At 66.8% G+C, this 19,996-nt stretch carries 18 protein-coding genes; 13 read left to right on the forward strand and 5 right to left on the reverse strand.

Features of this window, described 5'->3' with window-relative positions; genetic code table 11:
• Positions 1-47 precede the first annotated feature (47 nt).
• A complete protein-coding gene (locus tag HGK58_RS06310) occupies positions 48-962 on the forward strand; it encodes a tyrosine recombinase XerC (RefSeq protein WP_168626638.1) in 915 nt (304 codons plus the stop codon).
• A 22-nt stretch (positions 963-984) separates the two neighbouring features.
• On the opposite strand, the gene HGK58_RS06315 is transcribed toward HGK58_RS06310, so the two are convergent.
• Positions 985-1,509 carry a M23 family metallopeptidase gene (locus HGK58_RS06315; RefSeq protein ID WP_246865369.1) on the reverse strand — a complete coding sequence of 175 codons (525 nt, stop codon included), beginning with the start codon at positions 1,507-1,509 and terminating at the stop codon, positions 985-987.
• Positions 1,510-1,800: 291 nt separating this feature from the next.
• Here HGK58_RS06315 and rpsB point away from each other — a divergent pair, with 291 nt between their 5' ends.
• The 9 genes from rpsB (at position 1,801) to HGK58_RS06360 (ending at position 8,431) form a co-directional block, all read left to right on the forward strand.
• Positions 1,801-2,787: a 30S ribosomal protein S2 gene (gene rpsB / locus HGK58_RS06320; protein WP_168626639.1), complete on the forward strand. Its 987-nt coding sequence runs from the start codon at positions 1,801-1,803 to the stop codon at positions 2,785-2,787.
• Positions 2,788-2,828: 41 nt separating this feature from the next.
• On the forward strand, positions 2,829-3,656 hold the full coding sequence (gene tsf / locus HGK58_RS06325) for a translation elongation factor Ts (RefSeq protein WP_168626640.1): 828 nt from the start codon (positions 2,829-2,831) through the stop codon (positions 3,654-3,656).
• A gap of 97 nt (positions 3,657-3,753) precedes the next feature.
• Positions 3,754-4,467 (forward strand): UMP kinase, encoded by a 714-nt coding sequence (pyrH, locus tag HGK58_RS06330; protein WP_168626641.1) that lies wholly within the window; start codon positions 3,754-3,756, stop codon positions 4,465-4,467.
• A gap of 51 nt (positions 4,468-4,518) precedes the next feature.
• Positions 4,519-5,073 (forward strand): ribosome recycling factor, encoded by a 555-nt coding sequence (gene frr, locus HGK58_RS06335; protein WP_168626642.1) that lies wholly within the window; start codon positions 4,519-4,521, stop codon positions 5,071-5,073.
• Positions 5,074-6,090, forward strand: coding sequence for a phosphatidate cytidylyltransferase (locus HGK58_RS06340; RefSeq protein WP_210422620.1), 1,017 nt, complete (start codon positions 5,074-5,076; stop codon positions 6,088-6,090).
• A 42-nt stretch (positions 6,091-6,132) separates the two neighbouring features.
• Positions 6,133-6,684, forward strand: coding sequence for a DivIVA domain-containing protein (locus HGK58_RS06345; protein WP_168626643.1), 552 nt, complete (start codon positions 6,133-6,135; stop codon positions 6,682-6,684).
• A gap of 158 nt (positions 6,685-6,842) precedes the next feature.
• Positions 6,843-7,370 carry a lytic transglycosylase domain-containing protein gene (locus tag HGK58_RS13745; protein ID WP_349236145.1) on the forward strand — a complete coding sequence of 176 codons (528 nt, stop codon included), beginning with the start codon at positions 6,843-6,845 and terminating at the stop codon, positions 7,368-7,370.
• Positions 7,371-7,405: 35 nt separating this feature from the next.
• Complete coding sequence (locus HGK58_RS06355; RefSeq protein ID WP_168626645.1) at positions 7,406-7,699, forward strand: hypothetical protein; 294 nt, start codon at positions 7,406-7,408, stop codon at positions 7,697-7,699.
• 3 nt (positions 7,700-7,702) lie between these two features.
• Positions 7,703-8,431: an alpha/beta fold hydrolase gene (locus HGK58_RS06360; protein ID WP_168626646.1), complete on the forward strand. Its 729-nt coding sequence runs from the start codon at positions 7,703-7,705 to the stop codon at positions 8,429-8,431.
• A gap of 272 nt (positions 8,432-8,703) precedes the next feature.
• Here the strand turns inward: HGK58_RS06360 and HGK58_RS06365 are convergent, their stop codons facing one another.
• Positions 8,704-9,753: an AI-2E family transporter gene (locus HGK58_RS06365; RefSeq protein WP_168626647.1), complete on the reverse strand. Its 1,050-nt coding sequence runs from the start codon at positions 9,751-9,753 to the stop codon at positions 8,704-8,706.
• Positions 9,754-9,771: 18 nt separating this feature from the next.
• On the reverse strand, positions 9,772-11,958 hold the full coding sequence (locus tag HGK58_RS06370; protein ID WP_168626648.1) for a hypothetical protein: 2,187 nt from the start codon (positions 11,956-11,958) through the stop codon (positions 9,772-9,774).
• Between the two features lie 309 nt (positions 11,959-12,267).
• On the opposite strand from HGK58_RS06370, the gene HGK58_RS06375 reads away from it, so the two are divergent.
• Entirely contained in the window at positions 12,268-14,034 is a 1,767-nt protein-coding gene (locus tag HGK58_RS06375) for a hypothetical protein (protein WP_168626649.1), read from the forward strand.
• Entirely contained in the window at positions 14,034-14,948 is a 915-nt protein-coding gene (locus HGK58_RS06380; protein ID WP_168626650.1) for a tetratricopeptide repeat protein, read from the forward strand. Before HGK58_RS06375 ends, HGK58_RS06380 begins: the two co-directional genes overlap by 1 nt.
• A gap of 3 nt (positions 14,949-14,951) precedes the next feature.
• Here the strand turns inward: HGK58_RS06380 and glgB are convergent, their stop codons facing one another.
• Positions 14,952-17,102: a 1,4-alpha-glucan branching protein GlgB gene (glgB, locus tag HGK58_RS06385; protein ID WP_168626926.1), complete on the reverse strand. Its 2,151-nt coding sequence runs from the start codon at positions 17,100-17,102 to the stop codon at positions 14,952-14,954.
• Between the two features lie 8 nt (positions 17,103-17,110).
• A complete protein-coding gene (locus tag HGK58_RS06390; RefSeq protein ID WP_349236146.1) occupies positions 17,111-19,111 on the reverse strand; it encodes an alpha-1,4-glucan--maltose-1-phosphate maltosyltransferase in 2,001 nt (666 codons plus the stop codon).
• Between the two features lie 312 nt (positions 19,112-19,423).
• Between HGK58_RS06390 and HGK58_RS06395 the strand changes: the two genes are divergently transcribed.
• Positions 19,424-19,969 carry an alternate-type signal peptide domain-containing protein gene (locus HGK58_RS06395; protein WP_168626651.1) on the forward strand — a complete coding sequence of 182 codons (546 nt, stop codon included), beginning with the start codon at positions 19,424-19,426 and terminating at the stop codon, positions 19,967-19,969.
• Positions 19,970-19,996: the final 27 nt, after the last annotated feature.

Below are 19,996 nucleotides of genomic sequence, written 5' to 3' on the forward strand. Positions count from 1 at the left end.
ACCGTGGCGGTGCGGGCGAACGCGTCCGTGTGCGCGACGATTGACGCATGAGGCTTGAGCGCGCGGTCGACGACTTCGTCGTGCAACTCGCCTCCGAGCGCGGCCTGAGCGCGAACACCGCCAAGGCCTACCGCTCCGACCTTGACGCGCTCGCCGCATTCGCCGGTGGCCGCGGCGCCCACGACACGTCAGACCTCGACCTCGAACTGCTGCGCGACTGGCTGTGGCAGGACTCCCGCTCCGGCCTGGCCAAGTCGACCATCGCCCGCCGCTCCGCCGCCGCGCGCGGTCTCACCGCCTGGCTGGCACGAGAAGGGCACACGACAGCGGATGCCGGGGCCAGGCTTCGCGCGCCGAAGGCCGACCAGCACCTGCCGCGCGTGCTCACCCGCCCGCAGATCGACGGCATCCTGGACTCGCTCGCAGCCCTCGCGGCGACGGGCGACCCGGTTGCGGTCCGCGATGTCGCGCTCATCGAGCTGCTCTACGCATCCGCGCTGCGCGTCGGCGAACTCGTCGGCCTTGACCTTGGCTCGCTCGACCGGTCGCGGCTCACGGTGCGCGTGACCGGAAAGGGCTCGAAGGATCGCGTTGTGCCGTTCGGAGTCCCCGCATTGAGGGCGATCGACGAGTACCTGGCGACTGCGAGGCCGAAGCTGGCCGCACGGAACAGCGCGGAGGAGACCACAGCCCTCTTCCTCGGCGCGCGCGGCAATCGCATCAACTCCCGAACCGTCTACCAGCTCGTTGCGAGTCTGCTCGCCGATCTGCCCGGCACCGGCCCGGCGGGCCCGCACGCGCTGAGGCACACCGCGGCGACGCACCTGCTCGATGGCGGAGCCGATCTCCGGGCGGTGCAGGAACTCCTCGGCCACGCGAGCCTCGGCACCACCCAGCTCTACACACACGTGTCTGCCGCCCGCCTAAAAGACACCTACCGAGTCGCCCACCCGCGCGCGTGACCCGCGTGCGAGGTGCTGGCGCTCAGTCGAGCGACCTCGTCGGCAGCAGCACGGCTCGCGACACGCCGCCCAGGTAGTTCAGCGGCGACACGTACTCACCGTGCAGCCGAACACCGAAGTGCAAGCACGCCGTCGCGCAGTGGCCTGCCTCGAGCGTGCCCACCGGCTGACCGCCCGAGACGGCATCGCCGGCCTTGAGCGGTGAGGCGACGGGCTCGAAGCTGGAGATTAAGCCGCCCGGATGCCTGATCGACAGCACCGGACGATCCACGACGGGGCCGGAGAAGTGCACGACACCGGCCGCGGGCGCGAGAACATCAGCCCCGGGCACCGCTGTGATGTCGATACCGCGGTGACCGGCGGAATACGGTGTCGGCGGGGCGATGAAGGGCCGCGCGATCGGATGCGGCGGCGCGAGCGGCCAGCTCCACACCGCCGGCTGCGCTCCCGCCGCGTGCAGCGAGGCCGGAACTCCGACAACCACGAACGCAAGCACGAGTGCCAACCCGAGAAGCCGGATGGGGTCGGCGGGCGGCGGGAGCAACATGACGTCAGCGTCCCACCCCGGGCGGCCCACGCACCCGGATGCCGGAAGCAAGGGTGCACCGGAGGCAGCGCACCGAGGTGGTGGGGGAGCGGTGTTATCATTGACAAGCACTCCGCGAAGCGGGGTGACTACGCGTGCCCATAGCGATGCTCTCCACGAGCATCGTGGCATCACACTCCACTCAGTCTCGGCTTGCCGAGCGGAGCCGTGCCGGGCACCAGGTTTCGCGCCATCCGGTAGCGGAAGACAACTGAGCGGCACGACTCAAAGTGCCAGAAAAGGAGACGGCTCATGGCCGTTGTCACCATTCGCCAGCTGCTCGACAGCGGCGTCCACTTCGGACACCAGACCCGCCGCTGGAACCCGAAGATGAAGCGCTTCATCCTCACGGAGCGAAGCGGCAGCCACATCATCGACCTGCAGCAGTCGCTCGCCTACATCGACAAGGCCTACGACTACGTGAAGGACACCGTCGCGCACGGCGGCACCATCCTGTTCGTCGGCACCAAGAAGCAGGCGCAGCTCTCGATCGCCGAGCAGGCGCAGCGCGTCGGCCAGCCGTTCGTCAACCAGCGCTGGCTCGGTGGCCTCCTCACCAACTTCCAGACGGTTTCGAAGCGCCTCGCGCGCATGAAGGAACTCGAGGAGATCGACTTCGACGACACGACGAAGGGCTTCACCAAGAAGGAGCTCCTCATCAAGAAGCGCGAGCTCGACAAGCTGCACAAGAGCCTGGGCGGTATCCGCAACCTCACGAAGACGCCGTCGGCGCTCTGGGTTGTCGACACCAAGAAGGAGCACCTCGCGGTTGACGAGGCGCGCAAGCTCGGTATCCCGATCATCGCGATCCTGGACACCAACTGCGACCCGGACGAGGTCAACTACCCGATCCCGGGCAACGACGACGCGATCCGCTCCGTCGCGCTGCTCACCCGCATCATCGCGGATGCCGCAGCCGAGGGTCTGATCCAGCGCCACAGCAAGACCGAGGGCGAAGGCGAAGCCGCCGAGCCGATGGCGGAGTGGGAGGCAGAGCTTCTGCAGGCCAACGCCGCGCCCGAGGCTGCAGCACCCGCCGCTGAGGAGCCCGCTGCTGCCGAGGAGCCCGCCGCTGATGAGGCACCGGCTGCCGCTGAGGAGGCACCGGCCGCCGAGGCTGCTGAGGAGCCCGCTGCAGAGGTTGCCGACGAGGCACCCGCCGCTGAGGAGGCGCCCGCCGCTGAGGCCGACGCCAAGCCCGCGCGCAAGACCGCAGCCAAGAAAGACGACGCGAAGTAACCCTTCGCCCACCACCAACGCTCAGAAGGAGCAGCACAGATATGGCTAACTTCACCGCCGCCGACGTCAAGGCGCTGCGTGACCGCCTCGGCACCGGAATGATGGACAGCAAGAACGCCCTCGTCGAGGCGGATGGCGACCTTGAGAAGGCCGTCGAGATCCTCCGCCTCAAGGGTGCGAAGTCCAACGCGAAGCGCGCAGACCGCGCGACGAGCGAGGGTCTGGTCGCAGCCAAGGCGCAGGGATCGACCGCAACGATGATCGAGCTGTCCTGCGAGACCGACTTCGTCGCCAAGAGCGACAAGTTCATCGCGCTGGCCGACTCGGTGCTCGACGCCGCGGTCGCCGCGGGAGCCTCGACCGCCGACGCTGCGCTTGCGGCACCGGCAACCGGCGGCACGGTCGCTGACCTGATTGCGGAGGAGTCCGCCATCCTGGGTGAGAAGGTGGAGCTGCGCCGCGTCGCCGTCGTGAGCGGTGACGCCTTCGAGGTCTACCTGCACCGCACGAGCAAGGACCTGCCGCCGCAGGTCGGCGTGGTCGTCGGCTACACCGGCTCCGACGCGGACACCGCGCGCAGCGTTGCCCAGCACATCGCCTTCGCCGACCCGCAGTACCTCAGCCGCGACGAGGTCCCGGCCGCCGAGGTCGAGAAGGAGCGCGAGATCGTCACCGAGATCTCCCGCAACGAGGGCAAGCCGGAGGCAGCCCTGCCGAAGATCGTCGAGGGTCGCCTCGGCGCCTACTTCAAGCAGGTCGCTCTGCTCGACCAGGACTACGCCAAGGACAACAAGCTCTCGATCGCCAAGGTGCTCGAGGACGCGAGTCTCACCGTGACCGGGTTCGCCCGGTTCAAGGTCGGGGCTTAGACCCAGTGCGATACGGGGTCCGGACGATTCTTCGTCCGGACCCCGTTTTCACGCCCACAAGCAAATACTCTGTATCGAACGAACGCGAGGAGACGCCGTGACGGAATCGGGTAAACGACGGGTTCTCTTGAAGCTGTCGGGTGAGGCATTCGGCGGCGGCCAGTTGGGCGTGAACCCGGATGTCGTCGCCGGGCTGGCGAAGGAGATCGCGGCAGCCGCGAGCGACGTCGAGATCGCCATTGTCGTCGGCGGCGGCAACTTCTTCCGCGGCGCAGAACTGTCGCAGCGCGGCATGGACCGCGGCCGGGCCGACTACATGGGCATGCTCGGCACTGTCATGAACGCGCTGGCCCTGCAGGACTTCCTGGAGCAGGCAGGCGCAGCCACCCGCGTGCAATCCGCGGTCTCGATGACCCAGGTCGCCGAGCCGTACATCCCGTTGCGCGCCGAGCGCCACCTGGAGAAGGGGCGCATCGTCATCTTCGGAGCGGGTGCCGGCCTTCCGTACTTCTCCACCGACACCGTCGCCGCGCAGCGTGCCCTGGAGATCCGAGCCGACGTCGTACTCGTCGCCAAGAACGGCGTCGACGGTGTTTACGACGGCGATCCGCGCAAAAACGCGGATGCCGCGAAGCTCGACAAGGTGACCTACCAGGAGGCACTGGTGCAGGGACTCAAGGTCGTCGACTCGACCGCGTTCAGCCTGTGCATGGACAACGGCATGCCCATGGTCGTCTTCGGCATGCAGCCGGATGGCAACATCACCAAGGCGCTGCGGGGCGAGCGCATCGGCACGCTCGTCAGCAACTGAGCCGACCTGACGATAAACTCGCATTCTGCGCCCACCGCAAAGGAGACTGATGTGATTTCGGACGTGCTGGCCGAGGCCAAGGACAAGATGGAGAAGGCCGTCGACGTCGCGAAGGATGACTTCTCGAACGTCCGAACCGGTCGCGCCAACCCTGCGCTGTTCCAGAAGGTGCTCGTCGACTATTACGGTACGCCGACGCCGCTCGCACAGCTCGCGGGCATGCAGAACCAGGATGCGCGCACGCTGCTCATCACTCCCTACGACAAGAGCGCGCTGAAGGACATCGAGCGGGCGCTTGTCGCTGCTCCCAACATCGACGCGAACGTCGGCAACGACGGCGAAGTCATCCGCGTCACCCTCCCCGAGCTCACCGGCGATCGGCGCAAGGAATACGTCAAGATCGTGCGCGGGAAGGCGGAAGACGCCAAGGTGGCGATCCGCAACATCCGACGCAAGGCGAAAGACGACCTGGACGCCCTCAAGGGCGATGTTGGCGACGACGAGCTCAGCCGCGCTGAGAAGGAACTCGAGTCGCTGACCAAGTCCCACGTCGACTCCATCGACGAGGCACTGCGCAAGAAGGAAGCCGAGCTTCTCGAGGTCTGAATGGCTGATGACCCGACAGGCCCGCCGAAAAGCGCGGCCCCGTGGTGGCGTCGGCAGCGCGCTGAGTTGGAGGCGCGCGCAGACGCGACACGCAACGAGTTGCGCGAGCAGGTGAAAGCCCGCCGTGAAGACCTGATCAACCAGTTCGAGGCGACCCGCCATCAACTGGATGCGACGAACGAGCTCATCGAGGCGCGCACCGGCCGCAACCTGATCGCGGCCATCGCGATCGGCCTCGCCCTGGGCCTCGTGATGCTGTTCAGCCTGATCGTCATCAAAGAGCTCTTCATGGTGCTTGCCGCAGCAGGGATCGCATTCGCGACCTTCGAGTTGGCGACCGCCTTCCGGTCTGCCGGGCTGCGGGTCCCTCGCATCGCGTCAATCTTCGCGGGTGTCGCGATCGTGCCGGCATCCTTCTATCTGGATGATCGCGGAAAGTGGCTGGTCATGCTCGCCGGCGTCGTGCTCATCGCGATCTGGCGCATCGCCGAGTTGGGAGTGCGCAGGTTCCGCGCGCCTGCCAGGGCCGTGCTGGATGACATCGCGGCCGGAACCTTCATCCAGGTATATGTCGCATTCCTCGCGGGCTTCTCGGTGCTGCTGACGGCCAAGGAGAATGGCCAATGGTGGACGCTGGCCTTCATCATCCTGGTCGTCGCCGTCGACACCGGCGCGTACGCGAGCGGACTGCTGTTCGGCAAGCACAAGATGGCCCCGCGCATCAGTCCGAAGAAGACCTGGGAGGGTTTCGGCGGCGCGTTGCTTGTTGCCCTGCTCGCGGGCGTGCTGCTCGCGGTGTTCATGCTGCAGCAGCCGTGGTGGTTCGGCATGATTTTCGGCGCGGTGATCTTCTTCACCGCGACCATCGGCGACCTGACCGAGTCGCTCATCAAGCGTGACCTCGGCATCAAGGACATGAGCAGTTGGCTGCCCGGCCACGGCGGTTTCCTCGACCGGCTCGACTCGATCCTCCCCAGCGCCGCCGCCGCCTACGTGCTGTACCTCATCTTCGCTTGAGCCGCACCGGGCGCATCCGACGGTTAGGGCAGAATGGGTCAAATGAGCACAACTTTTCCCCGAGTGAAGCGGTCTGAACGCGGCTACAGCGTTGAACAGGTCGAGGACTTCCTCGAGGATGCTCGAATCGCGTACTCGGTAGAACCGGGCGCTCCCACCGGGATGACGTCGACACGCATCCGGCACACCGCGTTCTCGCTCGAGAAGGGCGGGTACTCGACCACGGCGGTCGACAGTGCGCTCGAACGGCTTGAGGACGCATTCGCTGCCCGTGAGCGAGAGGTCGCGCGACGTAACGCGGGCGATCAGGCCTGGGTGGAAGAGACCCGGGCCATCGCGCAGGAGATCGTCGACCGGCTCGATCGCCCGGCCGGTCAGAAGTTCCAGCGGGTGAACCTCCTCGTCGACGGCTATGACCAGCGTGAAGTCGACTCGTTCGCACGCAGGCTGATCGCCTATTTCCGGTCCGGGAAGCCTCTCAGCATCGAGGATGTCCGCACGGTGGCGTTCCGGCCCCGACGGGGCGGATACCGGGAGGCGCAGGTCGACCTGCTGCTGGATTCCGTTGTCAGCGTCATGCAGGCCGTGCGGTGAGCGTTCGGGACATACAGAAACTCGTGCGCTAAGGTAAAGCAATTGTGAGCAGGCACCGCGTGAACACTGAGCCCCGGCCCCGGATTTCCGGCACCGGGGCTGACATTGTCGAGCGCCATGTTCGGCACCCGCTTTCCCTTCCGATCTTCGCTTTCTTCGTGGCGTTGGGCATTCTGATGGTGAGCGCCATCGCACCCAATCAGCCGGTCGCGGCGCTGTCCGCGCCGAAGTACGACACGCCAGAGCAACTGCCGAGCCAGATCCTGGTCGTGAACGGCGACTACGCGGCCACCGTGGAGCGCGACGCGTACTCCGCGAAGGAGAAGCCGAAGCCCGCGCCGGCCCCCGTGGTGCACGCCGCGCCGCCGGCAGGCAAGCCCGATCCGGGCACCGCGCAGGCGATCGCCTACGAAATTCTCCAGTCGCGCGGACTCGGCGACGACCAGTTCAGCTGCCTGGTCAGTCTGTGGAACCGCGAATCCGGCTGGAACGTCTACGCGGCCAACCGGTCCAGCGGCGCCTATGGCATCCCGCAGGCTCTGCCCGGCAGCAAGATGGCCGCCTTCGGCGACGACTGGCAGACGAACCCGCGCACGCAGATCATGTGGGGACTCTCCTACATCGAGGGCCGCTACGGCACACCGTGTGGCGCCTGGAACGCGTTCCTCGGCAAGGGTTGGTACTGACCGGGTCACGCCGGCCTCGCCTTTAGGCTTGAACCATGCCTCGTTCCAATCGTCCGCGCCGCAAGCGCGCCGCAGGACCGGAGGACGTGGATCTCTCGCGCGCACTGTTCGGCTACCTCCGCCAGGAATCGAAGCGTGATGGGCTGTGGAACGTCCAGCCGGTGGCTGCGACGTCCGCGGTGAAGACCTACACATGCCCCGGATGCGGGCTCGAGGTCGGCCCAGGCGCGGCGCACGTCGTTGCCTGGCGTGCCGACGGGCTGATGGGCGAGGCAGATGACCTCGCTGCCCGCCGCCACTGGCATTCGCACTGTTGGAAGATCAAGTAGGGGATGCAATTGGAGATCAGAGCCGGAGTCGAGTTGCCCGCCCGTCGGGAGAACATCGAACTGCACACCTCGGACGGACTCACCCTGGTCGGTGAACTCTCGCTCCCTGCGCAGCGAGAGCCGGTCGCGACCCTGGTCGCGCTGCATCCGCTCACCACCCATGGCGGATTCATGGACTCGCACATCATCCGCAAGGCGGCCGCCCGGCTGCCCGCGCTCGCGGACCTCGCGGTGCTGCGCTTCAACTTCCGTGGCGCAGAGTCGCCGCGGGGACGCTCAGAGGGCGCCTTCGGCGAGGGCATCGACGAGAAGCACGACCTCGACGCCGCAATGCGCCTCGTCGAGGAGCGACAGCTTCCCTCGCCGTGGTTGGTCGGGTGGTCGTTCGGGACCGAAGTGGCACTCAAGCACGGCCTGCGGCATCCCGTCGTCGGTGCGATCCTGCTGTCGCCGCCCCTGCGCCGCGTCAACCGGGCGGAGCTCGAAGCCTGGGCGGGCAGCGGAAAGCAGTTGGTGGCGCTCATCCCGGAACTGGACGACTACCTACGCCCCGACGAGGCGCGCCTGAAGTTCGCAATCGTGCCAGAGACCAAGCTCATCGCGGTGGACGGCGGCAAACATCTGTGGGTGGGGGAGGACCAGACCCGCCGGGTGCTGAACGAGATCGTCACTGCAGTGAACCCGTCCGCGGCGCCGCTGCCCACCGACTGGACCCCGCCCGCCGCCGGCTGAGGGCTCACATCCCGTGCCCTTTGCGGATACCCGCTCCTGTGGTGGACATCCCGCCGGTTCCGGACACCCGCTCGTGTGGCGGACATCCGCGCCCGGCGCACGGGGCGCGGTTGTCCGGATGCGCGGCGTGTCGTGCCGCGTACGCGAAAGCGAGGCGTGCCGGCAGCCGCTTCGGGGCCGTTCCGGGCGTGCGCGCCCGTTCCGGACGTGCGCGCCCGGCGCACCGGGCGCGGTTGACCGGAGGTGGCGCGTCCTCGAACCGGCCGGGGCCTCTACAGCTCGTTCGCTCGCGGAACGACAACTTGGTTGACGATGATCAGGATCGACGCAGCAACCGGGATCGCGATGAGCGCGCCAAGGATGCCGAGCAGGGTGCCGCCGGCCAGAGCGGCGATGACCACCACAGCACCGGGCACCTTCACGACCCGGTTCATGATGTTCGGGTTCAACACGTATGCCTCGATCTGCATGTAGATCAGGTAGTAGATTCCCGCAGCGATCGCGGTCGGGGGCCCGTCCAGGACCAAGCAGCTCAGGGTGACCAGGATGGCGCCGGAGATCGTCCCCACCAAGGGGATCAACGCGAAGATGAACATGATGAAGGCGAACAGCGCCGGGTACTCGGCGCCGATGATCGTCAGATAGATGAAGCTGAGGGCGCCGTTGCAGAAGGCGATGCTCGTCTGCCCGACGATGTAGCGTCCGACCGAGCTGCTGATCTGCTCCGCGATGTCCGCGAAGCGCGCGCGCTTCGACGCGGGCACAAGCTGGTAGAGGCCGCGCTTCATGTGGCTCAGCGAACCGATGAAGTACAGGGTGAGGATGAGCACGATGAGTGCGCCGAACACGCCACTAGCGATGCCGATGCCGACCTGCAGCACGCCGCCGCCGATGGACGCGATGTTCTCCGGGTCATTCAGGAAGTCAGCCACCGAGCCCAAGATCACGTTCACTTGGATGTAGGGCGGCAGGGACTCCTGCAGGTTCGCGACCCAGGACTGATCTTCGATTGACGGCAGGATGTCCTGGATGCTCGTGACCAGGTTCGTGGTCTGCTCGGCGATGACCGGCACGACCGAGAACACCAGCCCGGTGAACACCGCGAGCACACCCACGACGACCGTCAGGATCGCCGCCCAGCGCGGGAAGCCCTTGCGCTCGAGCCAGGACACGGCGGGGTCGAGCCCCAGGGCGATGAAGATCGCAGCGCCGATGTAGGTCAGGATCGTCGCCAGCGTTCCGAGAGCGGTGCCGATCGCGAGCGCGACCAGAACCCCCAACCCACCGAGAAGGCCGAAACGGAACGAGTTCTGGATCTTCAAGGGGCACCCTTCGCGTCTTTACGAGTTCTCTGCGGTTACCTTCTCCGCGTCGCCGAGAACGTTGCGCAGACTCTCGAAGTAGCCGGCGACCGCTTCGCGCTCAATCCTAATCTTGGCGAGCCGCTCCTCGGCGTCAGACACGAGCTGTGCCGTGCGTGCTTCGGCTTCACTCACGATCGACTTCGCACGGGCCTCAGCGTTGGCGAGCACTTCGGCTGCGATCGCATCAGCCTCGGCACGGCGCGTGCGCGCCTCCGCCTTGGAGTCCGCATCCAGCGCCGCTGCCTCTGCACGCTTCTCCTCGGCGCGCGCGATGGCCTCGGTCAGCTGCGCCTGAGACTCGTCGAGGTACTTCTGCATCTGCGCCACGGCCTCCTGGTGGCGGGCCAGGTAGTCCTTCTCGGCGTCGTCGCGACGGGCCTTGAGCTCGATGTCCAGGTCGATGCGCGCCTGCTCAGCCTCGGCGGCGATCGCGTTCTTGGTCTCGTCGAGTTCGGCCGCGAGCTGTGCCCTGCCGGTTTTGGCCTCGTGAGCGAACGCCGTGCGCTGCTGCTCAAGCTCACGTGCCAGATCGGCGCGCTGCTTCTCTACTTCCGCGTGGACGCTCGAACGCGCTTCCGCGAGTTCTGCTTCCAGCTCGGCGCGGGCATCCGCTGACTCCTTCGCCAGCTGCTTTGCCGCGCGCTTGCGCTCCGCCGCGATCTCCTTGGCAGCGCGCTGACGTTCGGCAGTCAGCTCGGCGATCGTCCGCTCGCGTTCAGCACCCAGTTCGGCCTCGACACGAGCGCGCGCGGCATCGACTTCGGCTTGCGTGCGCTCGCGCTCGTCGGTGAGTTCGGCGTAGGTGCGCTCCTTGGCCTCGGTGAGCTCAGCGGTGGTGCGCTCCCGCTCGTCGGTGAGCTCCGCGTAGGTGCGCTCCTTGGCCTCGGTGAGCTCGGCAGTGGTGCGCTCTCGCTCTGCGGTCAGTTCCGCGGCGGTGCGCTCGCGCTCTGCGGTCAGCTCGGCGGTGGTGCGTTCGCGTTCCGCGGTCAGTTCCGCGGTGGTGCGCTCCCGCTCGTCGGCCAGCTCCGCCTCGGTGCGCTGGCGCTCGGCGTCCAGCTCGGCGTAAGTGCGTTGCTTGGCCTCGGTGACCTCCGCCTCGGTGCGGGCGCGTTCGGACTCCAGCTCCGCGTACGTGCGCGCCTTGGCATCAGCGAGTTCCGCTTCCGTCCGCTTGCGCGCCGCATCCAATTCGGCGTAGGTGTGCTCCTTCGCCGTGCTGAGCTCCAGTTCAGTGCGCTCGCGTTCCGCCGCAAGTTCAGCCGTGGTCCGGGTGACTTCTTCAGCGAGTTCGTTCTTGGTGCGCTCGCGTTCTTCGGCTAGTTCTGCGCGCGTCTGTTCCGCCTCGGCGACAAGCGCCGCGCGGGTCTGCTCGGTGTCCTCTTCCAGGCGGGCACGGGTTGCCTCGACGTCGCGGAGGGTGTCGGTTCTCAGCTGCTCGGTCTCGCGACCGAGATCCGCCCACTTCTTCTCGTACTCGGCCTCGAACTCGGCGCGGCGGAGTTCCGTGTCACGAGCCAGCTGGGCGGCCGCCTCGCGCGCCTCGCTGGCTTCGCGGGCAGCAACAACGCTCAGCTCGGCTGAGGCACGCTCGGCCTCAGCGCGCACCGCCGCGGCTTCCCGCTTTGCCGTGGTCCTCGCCTCAGCTGCCTCCGTCGCGACAGCGCCACGGATGGCTGCCGCCTCGCGCAGCGCCTCCTGAGTCAGCAGTTCGGCGTCCTCGCGGGCGCGCTGCAGCAGGTCGTCGGCTTCGGCGCGGGTCAGCTCGAGCAGCGAGCTCGCTCGAGTGTGTGCGTCCGAGAGTTGCCGTTCGGCTTCGGCTGCCGCCTCGGCGCGCAGGGCGTCGATCTCGCCGCGGACAGAACTCCGGAGCTTCTCCGCATCGATGTCCGCCTGGCTGATGACTCGGGTCGATTGCTCTTCGGCCACGCGGAGGACATTCTCCAGCTTGGTTCCGAGTCCGCTGTAAGTGGGGCTGCCCGCCTCCTCGACCTCGGCCTGAAGGTCGGCGACGGTCGCGCTGAGCCGCTTGACGTCCTTCGACAGCTCCGCTTTGTCGGCGTTCGCCTTGATGAGTTCGCGTCGCAGCGATTGGATCGCCTTGTCGACCTCTTCGCGGTTGTACCCGCGCATCACGGTCGAGAAGGATTCGTCGTCGTTCGCCACGTTTCTCCCTGATGGTCTCCGGCGGCACGAGGCAACCGAGGGCTGGACATCGAAGAGTTTAGCGCCCCATACGGGGGCGGTTGGTCTCGCAGAGAATGACTCAATTCATCCGAGAGCGAAACAAGGAGGTCTCTCTCAGGAGCCCTGCGCTAACCTTTAATGTCTTTGTTGTTGCCATGCAGACGATTATTCGCATCTTCAGCCAGCCCGAAACGGACTGAAGCAGGGACGACTGGCAGAGACCAGCGCCCGCGTGGCGACACGAGAGGAGTAAATTACTTGCGCTTTATTGCGGCAATCATAAGTTTTGTGCTGGCAGCCGTCATGATCGGCTTCGGCATCGCACAGCGAACCATCCTAGCGGAGCCCGACCAAGTCGAAGCCGTAGCGGAGTTCGACGGCACGGCCCCCATCACCCTGATCGACGGAGCGACCCTCAACTCGCTCGACGGTCGACAGAAGATCGAACTCACCGGGGAAGGCAACCTATTCGCTGCCTACGGTCGAACCAGCGACCTGCTCGCCTGGATCGGCGAGGCGAGTTACAACGAACTGCAGTACGACTCGGAGACCGGCGAACTCGCCACCTCGGTGGTCAAGGGAACCGAGGAAGCGGTCCCCAACCCGCGCGGTTCTGACCTGTGGCTCACCGAGTACTCCCGCGACGACCTCCTCAGCATCGTCGTCAATGTGCCAGAGGACGTCTCGGTCATCGCCATGACAGACGGTACGGCGCCCGCCCCGACCGAGGTCGCGATCTCCTGGCCGCAGGACAACCGCACGCCTTGGTCAGGTCCGCTGATCGTCGGCGGTGTCGTACTGCTTCTGGTGGGTCTCGGCCTCTACCTGTGGGCGCTCGCCCACCTCAACAAGTCACGCGGCCCACGCCGCAAGCAGCCGAAACTTCCGCGTCCGCCGCGGCGCCCGATCGCCCGCCCGAAGAAGCCGTCGGTGCTTCCGATCCCGCGTGGTCGCCGCAAGGCGCTGCGGATGGCGGTCATCCCCGTGACACTCACCACCGGTCTGCTGCTCTCGGCATGCTCGGCCGACTACTGGCCGGCCGCGTTCAGCGGTGAGGCAGAGGCGACGCCGACCCCATCGGCGACGACCTCCGCATCCGACGCCAAGCCGCCCGCGGTCACCGTTCCGCAGCTCACCAACATCATCGGCAAGGTAGCGACCGCTGCCAAGGACGCGGATGCTGCCGCGGATGCGGACATCGCCGCCTCACGTTTCGCGGGCGCTGCCCTCGAAGCGCGCTCGGCGAACTACGCCATTCGCGCCGCCGACTCCAGCTACCCGGCTCCTGCCGCCATCCCTAATGGCGAGATCCAGCTCGCTCTGCCGCAGCAGACTGACGCGTGGCCGCGCACCGTGTTCACGGTCGTGCAGCAGAAGCCGGCCAAGAACGCCAGCCCGGTTGAGCCCGCCGAAGGCGAAGCCGCGGCGGAGGCTGAGCCGATGTACGGCCTCATGCTCGTACAGGCGACGCCGCGGGACAACTTCAAGGTCGTCTACGCCGTGACCCTCGAGCCGAGCGCGAAGCTCCCCGAGGTGGTCTCAGCCGAGACCGGAACCGCGCGGCTCAAGCCCGACGTTCAGCAACTGCTGCAGATGGCTCCAGACCAGCTTGCCCTCGCCTACGGTGACGTGCTGTTGAATGGCGAATCGAGCGAGCACTACGGCAAGTTCGACACCGAGGGTGACTCGCTGATCGCCTCTATCGGCCAGGCAAAGAAGGCGGAGCGCCAGGCGAGCCTGCCCGCGATCGCCTCGATGGCGTTCGCGAACGCGGTCGGTCCTGGTGATGCGATCGCCATGGCGACGAACAACACCGGTGCCATCGTGTCGGTCTACCTCCACGAGACGGAAACCGTCACTCCCGTCGAGGAGGGTGCCACGATCAACGCTGAGGGTGCGGTGAAGACGCTCTCCGGCGTGAGCAGCACGACTAAGGGCACTCAGGCCACCTATGGCGACCAGCTGCTCTTCTACGTGCCGCCGTCGAGCAGCACAAATGAGAAGATCAAGTTGCTCGGATTCACCTCAGCCCTCATCTCAGCTCAGGAGTTGTAGTGTCGAACGTTCCCCCGGCCGCGAACTTCCGCGGCGCCGTCGACCTGTCGTCGCTCGTGCGGCAGCAGCAGGCGCCCCAGGAGACCACCGGGGGAGCGGTCGACGTACCCTCTCTCGTCGTCGATGGCACGGACGCGAACTTCGGCAACATCCTTGAGCTGTCGAAGACCGTCCCGGTGATCGTCGAGTTGTACGCGGGAGAACCGACGCCTTCGCTCATAGCGCTCATCAAGGAGTACGCGGGCAGGTTCCTGCTCGCGACCATCGATGCGCAGGCCAATCCGCAACTCGTCCAGGCGTTCCAAGCGGTCGCAGCTCCGACCGTGGCGGCGCTTATCGGAGGCCGACCGGTAGGCCTCTACGAAGGCGAACTGCCGGATGCCGACGCCCGACGCGTGTTCGACCAGCTCGCCCAGGTCGCAGCGCAGAACGGAGTCACCGGCACCGTGCGCGCATCCGGCGCCGAAGCGCAGCCCGATGCCGAGCCGGCCGAGGAGCCGCTGCCTCCCCTGCACCAGGAGGCCTACGACGCCATCCTGACGGGCGACTATGACGCCGCGATCACGGCATACAAGACGGCCATGGCACAGAACCCCCGCGACGCGCTCGCCGTCGCCGGGCTCGCGCAGGTGTCGTTGCTGAAGCGACTCGACGGTGTGGCGGCGGATGACGTGCGGCGGGCTGCCGCGGATGCGCCCCAGGATGTCGATGCCGCACTTGCCGTCGCCGACCTGGACGTCTCCGGTGGGCACCTAGAGGACGCCTTCGGCCGACTGCTCGACCTGTTCGGCTCGCTCGGTGGAGACGACCGGGACCGCGTTCGCACGCGCCTGCTCGACTATTTCGAGATAGCCGGTGCAGAGGACCCGCGCGTGATCGCCGCTCGCAAGCGGCTCACGATGCTGCTCTACTAGCCGCTAGCGAGGCGCCAGCCAGAGGGTCCCAAGCGGGGGCAGCGTTAGCTCGGCAACCGCCGGTTGCCCGGCCCAAGCATCCGGTGTCGCCACGACGCGACCGGCATTGCCAACGCCGGAGCCGCCGAATTCGGTCGCATCCGTGTTCACTACCTCAGCCCAGTCGCCCGCCCGCGGCATCCCGATCCGGTAGCCATCGATCGTACGCCCCGAGAAGTTCGTCACTGCGACAAGCGGTTCACCGGATGCCGAATATCGTGCGATAGCCACCACGTTGTTCACCGCGTCATCACCCGAGAGCAGGCTGAAGCCATCAGCGCTGTCGTCGCGCTCCCACAGCGCCGGGGTGCCCCGATAGCGGCGGTTCAGCTCGCCGACGAGGCGATGCAGACCCTGGTGCGCGGGCTGGTCCAGAATCCACCAGTCGAGGCCGCGCTCCTCACTCCACTCCGACGGCTGGCCGAACTCCTGCCCCATGAACAGCAATTGCTTGCCCGGATGCGCCCACATGTACGCCAGGTACGCGCGCACGGTCGCCAGTTGCTGCCAGTGATCGCCTGGCATCTTGTGCAGGAGCGACCCCTTGCCGTGCACCACCTCGTCGTGGCTTATCGGCAGCAGGAAGTGCTCGGAGAACGCGTAGACGAAGCTGAAGGTGAGCTGCCCGTGGTGGTGAGCGCGGTACATCGGATCGACGGCCAGGTAGCGCAGGGTGTCGTGCATCCAGCCCATGTTCCACTTGAGTCCGAAGCCGAGCCCGCCTGCGCTCGTTGGCGTGGTGACGCCCGGGAACGCGGTCGACTCCTCGGCGATCATGACGATGCCGGGGTTGCGCTTGTAGGCGGTCGCGTTGACTTCCTGCAGGAAAGCGATCGCCTCGAGGTTCTCCCGTCCGCCGTGGAGGTTCGGCACCCATTCGCCGTCCGCGCGGGAGTAGTCGAGGTACAGCATCGAGGCCACGGCGTCGACGCGTAGCCCGTCGATGTGGAATTCCTCCAGCCAGTACAGCGCGTTCGCAACGAGGAAGTTGCGCACCTGCGAGCGCCCGAAGTCGAAGACGAGCGTGCCCCAATCCGGATGCTCGCCGCGTCGCGGGTCGCCATGCTCGTAGAGTGGCTCACCGTCGAAGCGCGCGAGCGCCCACTCGTCCTTCGGGAAGTGGGCGGGGACCCAGTCCACAATCACGCCGATGCCGGCGCGGTGGAAGCTGTCGACGAGGTGACGGAACTCATCCGGATGCCCGAACCGGCTGGTCGGGGCGTAGTAGCCGGTGACCTGGTAACCCCAAGACCCGCCGTACGGGTGCTCGGCGACCGGCATGAATTCGACGTGCGTGTAGCCGAGCTCTGACACGTAGTCGACAAGCTGGTCGGCGAGTTCGCGGTATCCGAGATCCTTGCGCCAGGAGCCCAGGTGCACTTCGTAAGCGCTCATCGGCGAGGTGAGCGGGTCACGGTGCGCTCGCGCCGCCATCCACTCGGCATCGGCCCAGTCGTGCTCGCTGGCGACGATCCGCGACGCGGTGGCAGGCGGCACCTCGGCATACCTGGCCATCGGGTCGGCGCGCTGCACCCAGTGCCCCGCGGCGGTCAGCAGCTCGAACTTGTAGGTGCCGCCCGGTTGCAGCCCGGGCACGAACAGCTCCCACACGCCGCTGTCGTCGAGCCTGCGCATGGCGTGGCCGAGACCGTCCCACGCGTTGAAGTCGCCGATCACCCGCGCTGCCAGCGCGTGCGGAGCCCACACCGAGAACGCCGTGCCATCCGCCGACTCGTGCGCCCGGACGTGCGCGCCCAGCATTTCCCACAACTGCTCGTGCCGTCCCTCGCCGAACAGGAACAGGTCGACATCGCCCACGGTTGGCGTGAAGCGGTACGGGTCATCCGCCGTCCACGTGCTGCCGTCGGGGTAGGTCGCCTCCAGTTCGTACGCTTGCCCGGCGCCGCCGGCTCTTCCCTGCCAGAGGCCGGATACGACGTGCTCCAGAGTGACTCGTTCGCCATCGGCCCGGATCGCGGTCACGGTGGTCGCGAGCGGCCGTAGCGCCCGGATGATCCACCCATCCCGGTGCTGGTGTTGCCCGAGGACCGTGTGGGGGTGGGCGTGCTTTCCCTCGGCGACCGCGGTGATCACGGACGGCTCGAGCTCCGGCATCCGGTGCATCAGTGCCCCTTGGCGTAGTCGACGCGGAGGATGTGCACTGGCTCCTTGAACGGGTCCAGCCGCACGTAATTGTCGGCAGACCACTCGAACCTGTCCTTGCTGACCAGGTCGGTGACGGTGAACCGCTGATCAAGCTCCATGCCGAACCTGGTGACGTCGAGGTGGACGGTCGTCTCCCGCATCGCGTGCGGGTCGAGGTTCGCCACGACGATGATGGCGTCGCTGCGGCCGCTCCGTGTGAACTGCCCCGACAGGTACTTGCTGTAGACGAGCACCGAGTCGTCGTCACTCCAATGCACCTCGAGATTGCGAAGCTGCCGCAGGCTCGGGTGTTCCGATCGGATGCGGTTCAACAGCCCGAGATACGGGGCGATCGACCTGCCCTCCTTCTGGGCGGCTGACCAGTCGCGTGGCCGGTACTCGTACTTCTCGTTGTCGATGTTCTCCTCGGACCCCGGCCGGGCGACGTTCTCGATGAGTTCGAATCCCGAGTAGACGCCCCAGGTCGGGGAGGCAGTGGCGGCGATCGCGGCACGCACTTTGTAGGCGGGCACCCCGCCGAACTGCAGGTACTCGGTGAGGATGTCCGGGGTGTTGACGAACAGGTTCGGCCGCAGGAAATCGCTCGACTGCGTGGAGAGCTCGGTGAGGTAGTCCTCGAGCTCGGGCTTGGTGTTCCGCCAGGTGAAATAGGTGTAGGACTGCTGAAAGCCGACCTGCGCGAGAGCGTGCATCATCGCCGGCTGGGTGAACGCCTCTGCGAGGAACACGACATCCGGGTCGGTCTGGGCCACCTCGTGCAGCAGCCACTCCCAGAACCAGAGGGGCTTGGTATGGGGGTTGTCGACACGGAAGATGCGCACTCCGACGCCCATCCAGTAGCGCACGACCCGCAGGATCTCCTCGCGCAGCCCCTCGGGGTCGTTGTCGAAGTTGAGCGGGTAGATGTCCTGGTACTTCTTCGGCGGGTTCTCCGCGTAGGCAATCGATCCGTCGACGCGCGCCGTGAACCACTCCGGATGCTCCTTCACCCACGGGTGGTCGGGCGAGCACTGCAGGGCGAGGTCGAGGGCAACCTCCTGGTTGTGGTTCCCCGCGACGGTGAGGAAGTCCCTGAAGTCCTGCAGCGTGCCGAGTTCCGGGTTGATCGCGGTGTGTCCGCCATCCGGTGAGCCGATCGCCCACGGCGAGCCAGGGTCGTTCGGCCCGGCGTCTGGTGTGTTGTTCGGTCCCTTGCGGAACGCGGTGCCGATCGGATGGATGGGCGGCAGGTATATGACGTCGAAGCCGAGTCGTGCCAGTGCCGGGAGGCGCCTGGCCGCGGTCCGGAACGTGCCGCTGCGCCACGCGCCGCCCTTGAGCTGCTTGGCGCCCTCGGAGCGGGGGAAGAACTCGTACCAACTGCCGACGCCCGCGCGAGTGCGCTCCACCCGGACCGGCAGCGGGAGGCTGAGGGTGATCCCGGATGCGATTGGATGCTCCTGGAGCGCCGCTGCGAGCTTCGGATCGGTGGCCGCGGCGAGACGCAGGGCGGGGGAGAGGCTCGCATCCGACATCGTCTTCAGGGTGTCCGCAATCACCGGATTGCCAGCGGCGCGCTCATGCGCTCGCCGCAAGAGCACGACGCCTTCCGCGAGCATGAGTGCAGCGTCGATGCCGGCCGGGACCTTGATCTCGGTGTCATGCAACCACGTCGCCCAGTCGTCGAACCAGGCCTGCACGCTGTACTGCCAGATGCCCTCGTGCTCGAGCAGGACCGGGGCGACCCAGCGGTCGGTGCCGGGGGCGACCATGCGCATCCGGTGTCGTGATTGCGCGCCGTCCGGGTCGGTCAGGAGCAGGTCGGCGCCGAGTGCGGCGTGACCCTCGGCGAAGACTGTGGCGCGGAACGGAACCACTTCACCGACGTACGCTTTGGCCGGAAAGAGGTCATCGGGTTGCCTGGGGCTGTCGAGACGGATCGGGATGCGCCCGGTGCGCGGTTCGTAGTCTGCGGCCACCCCCTGACCGTATCGAACTGTGCTCACCAGTCCCTCGGAAATCTCTCAGACGACAGGAGCTGAAATTACCCCCGTTTTGGGTGGGGTACAAACCGTGTCCGCACTTCGGAGGACTCATATACTCGATCGCGGGGTACGTTCAGTTCTTACCTGCTGAACGAATTCCGCCCCTGCGAGACGGTTACCCTCCGTCTCGACACGAAGATCCCGCGACCCGAAAGCGGGGGATTCGGCGTGCCCGCGTGCTTAACCTAGCGCCTGGGTGAGTCGAGTGCTGCCTTGACGGGTCCGAACCTGACAAGGACCAAGCACATGAACAAGCTCACCAAGGCAGCAATCGCAGGCGGCGCAGGCATCATCCTGCTTCTCGGCGGTGGCGGCACCTTCGCGGTGTGGAACGCCTCCAGCAACGCCGGCCAGGCCACGATCACCGCTGGCAGCCTCAGCATCGTCCCCAACGCCACTTCAGGTACCTGGAGCAGTGCAACGGGCGGCGCCATCACCGACATCACAAACTTCCGAATCGTCCCGGGCGACGTCCTTACCTACACCGCAGCTTTCGACGTAACCGCGGTGGGCGACAACCTCACCGCGTCAGTCGCTCTTGCCCCCGGTGCCATAACGCCTGCGACCACCGGCGATACCGACAAGAACGACGCTCTCGCCGCACGACTCACCAACAGCGCATCGTTCAAGATCAACAATGCAGACGTGACCACCCTCACTGCTTCCGCTGGAGTGCAGACGGTGACGGTCAGCGTCTCCATCACGTGGGAGGACAACGCAGCCGACAACGCCGCAATGACCGGCGCTGTCAACCTTGCGAACTTCGGCGTCACGCTCACCCAGACCATCTAGTCGTGTGCCGGCCGCCTCACCCCACAG

The sequence above is a fragment of the Cryobacterium sp. BB307 genome (assembly GCF_012274275.1).
GTDB lineage: Bacteria > Actinomycetota > Actinomycetes > Actinomycetales > Microbacteriaceae > Terrimesophilobacter.

What these genes read in the sequence shown, in the direction of transcription:
- HGK58_RS06310 (WP_168626638.1), top strand. Translation starts at nt 48, where the DNA reads ATGAGGCTTGAGCGCGCGGTCGACGACTTCGTCGTGCAACTCGCCTCC.
- HGK58_RS06315 (WP_246865369.1), bottom strand. Translation starts at nt 1,509, where the DNA reads ATGTTGCTCCCGCCGCCCGCCGACCCCATCCGGCTTCTCGGGTTGGCA.
- rpsB (WP_168626639.1), top strand. Translation starts at nt 1,801, where the DNA reads ATGGCCGTTGTCACCATTCGCCAGCTGCTCGACAGCGGCGTCCACTTC.
- tsf (WP_168626640.1), top strand. Translation starts at nt 2,829, where the DNA reads ATGGCTAACTTCACCGCCGCCGACGTCAAGGCGCTGCGTGACCGCCTC.
- HGK58_RS06340 (WP_210422620.1), top strand. Translation starts at nt 5,074, where the DNA reads ATGGCTGATGACCCGACAGGCCCGCCGAAAAGCGCGGCCCCGTGGTGG.
- HGK58_RS06345 (WP_168626643.1), top strand. Translation starts at nt 6,133, where the DNA reads ATGAGCACAACTTTTCCCCGAGTGAAGCGGTCTGAACGCGGCTACAGC.
- HGK58_RS06355 (WP_168626645.1), top strand. Translation starts at nt 7,406, where the DNA reads ATGCCTCGTTCCAATCGTCCGCGCCGCAAGCGCGCCGCAGGACCGGAG.
- HGK58_RS06360 (WP_168626646.1), top strand. Translation starts at nt 7,703, where the DNA reads ATGCAATTGGAGATCAGAGCCGGAGTCGAGTTGCCCGCCCGTCGGGAG.
- glgB (WP_168626926.1), bottom strand. Translation starts at nt 17,102, where the DNA reads ATGCCGGAGCTCGAGCCGTCCGTGATCACCGCGGTCGCCGAGGGAAAG.
- HGK58_RS06395 (WP_168626651.1), top strand. Translation starts at nt 19,424, where the DNA reads ATGAACAAGCTCACCAAGGCAGCAATCGCAGGCGGCGCAGGCATCATC.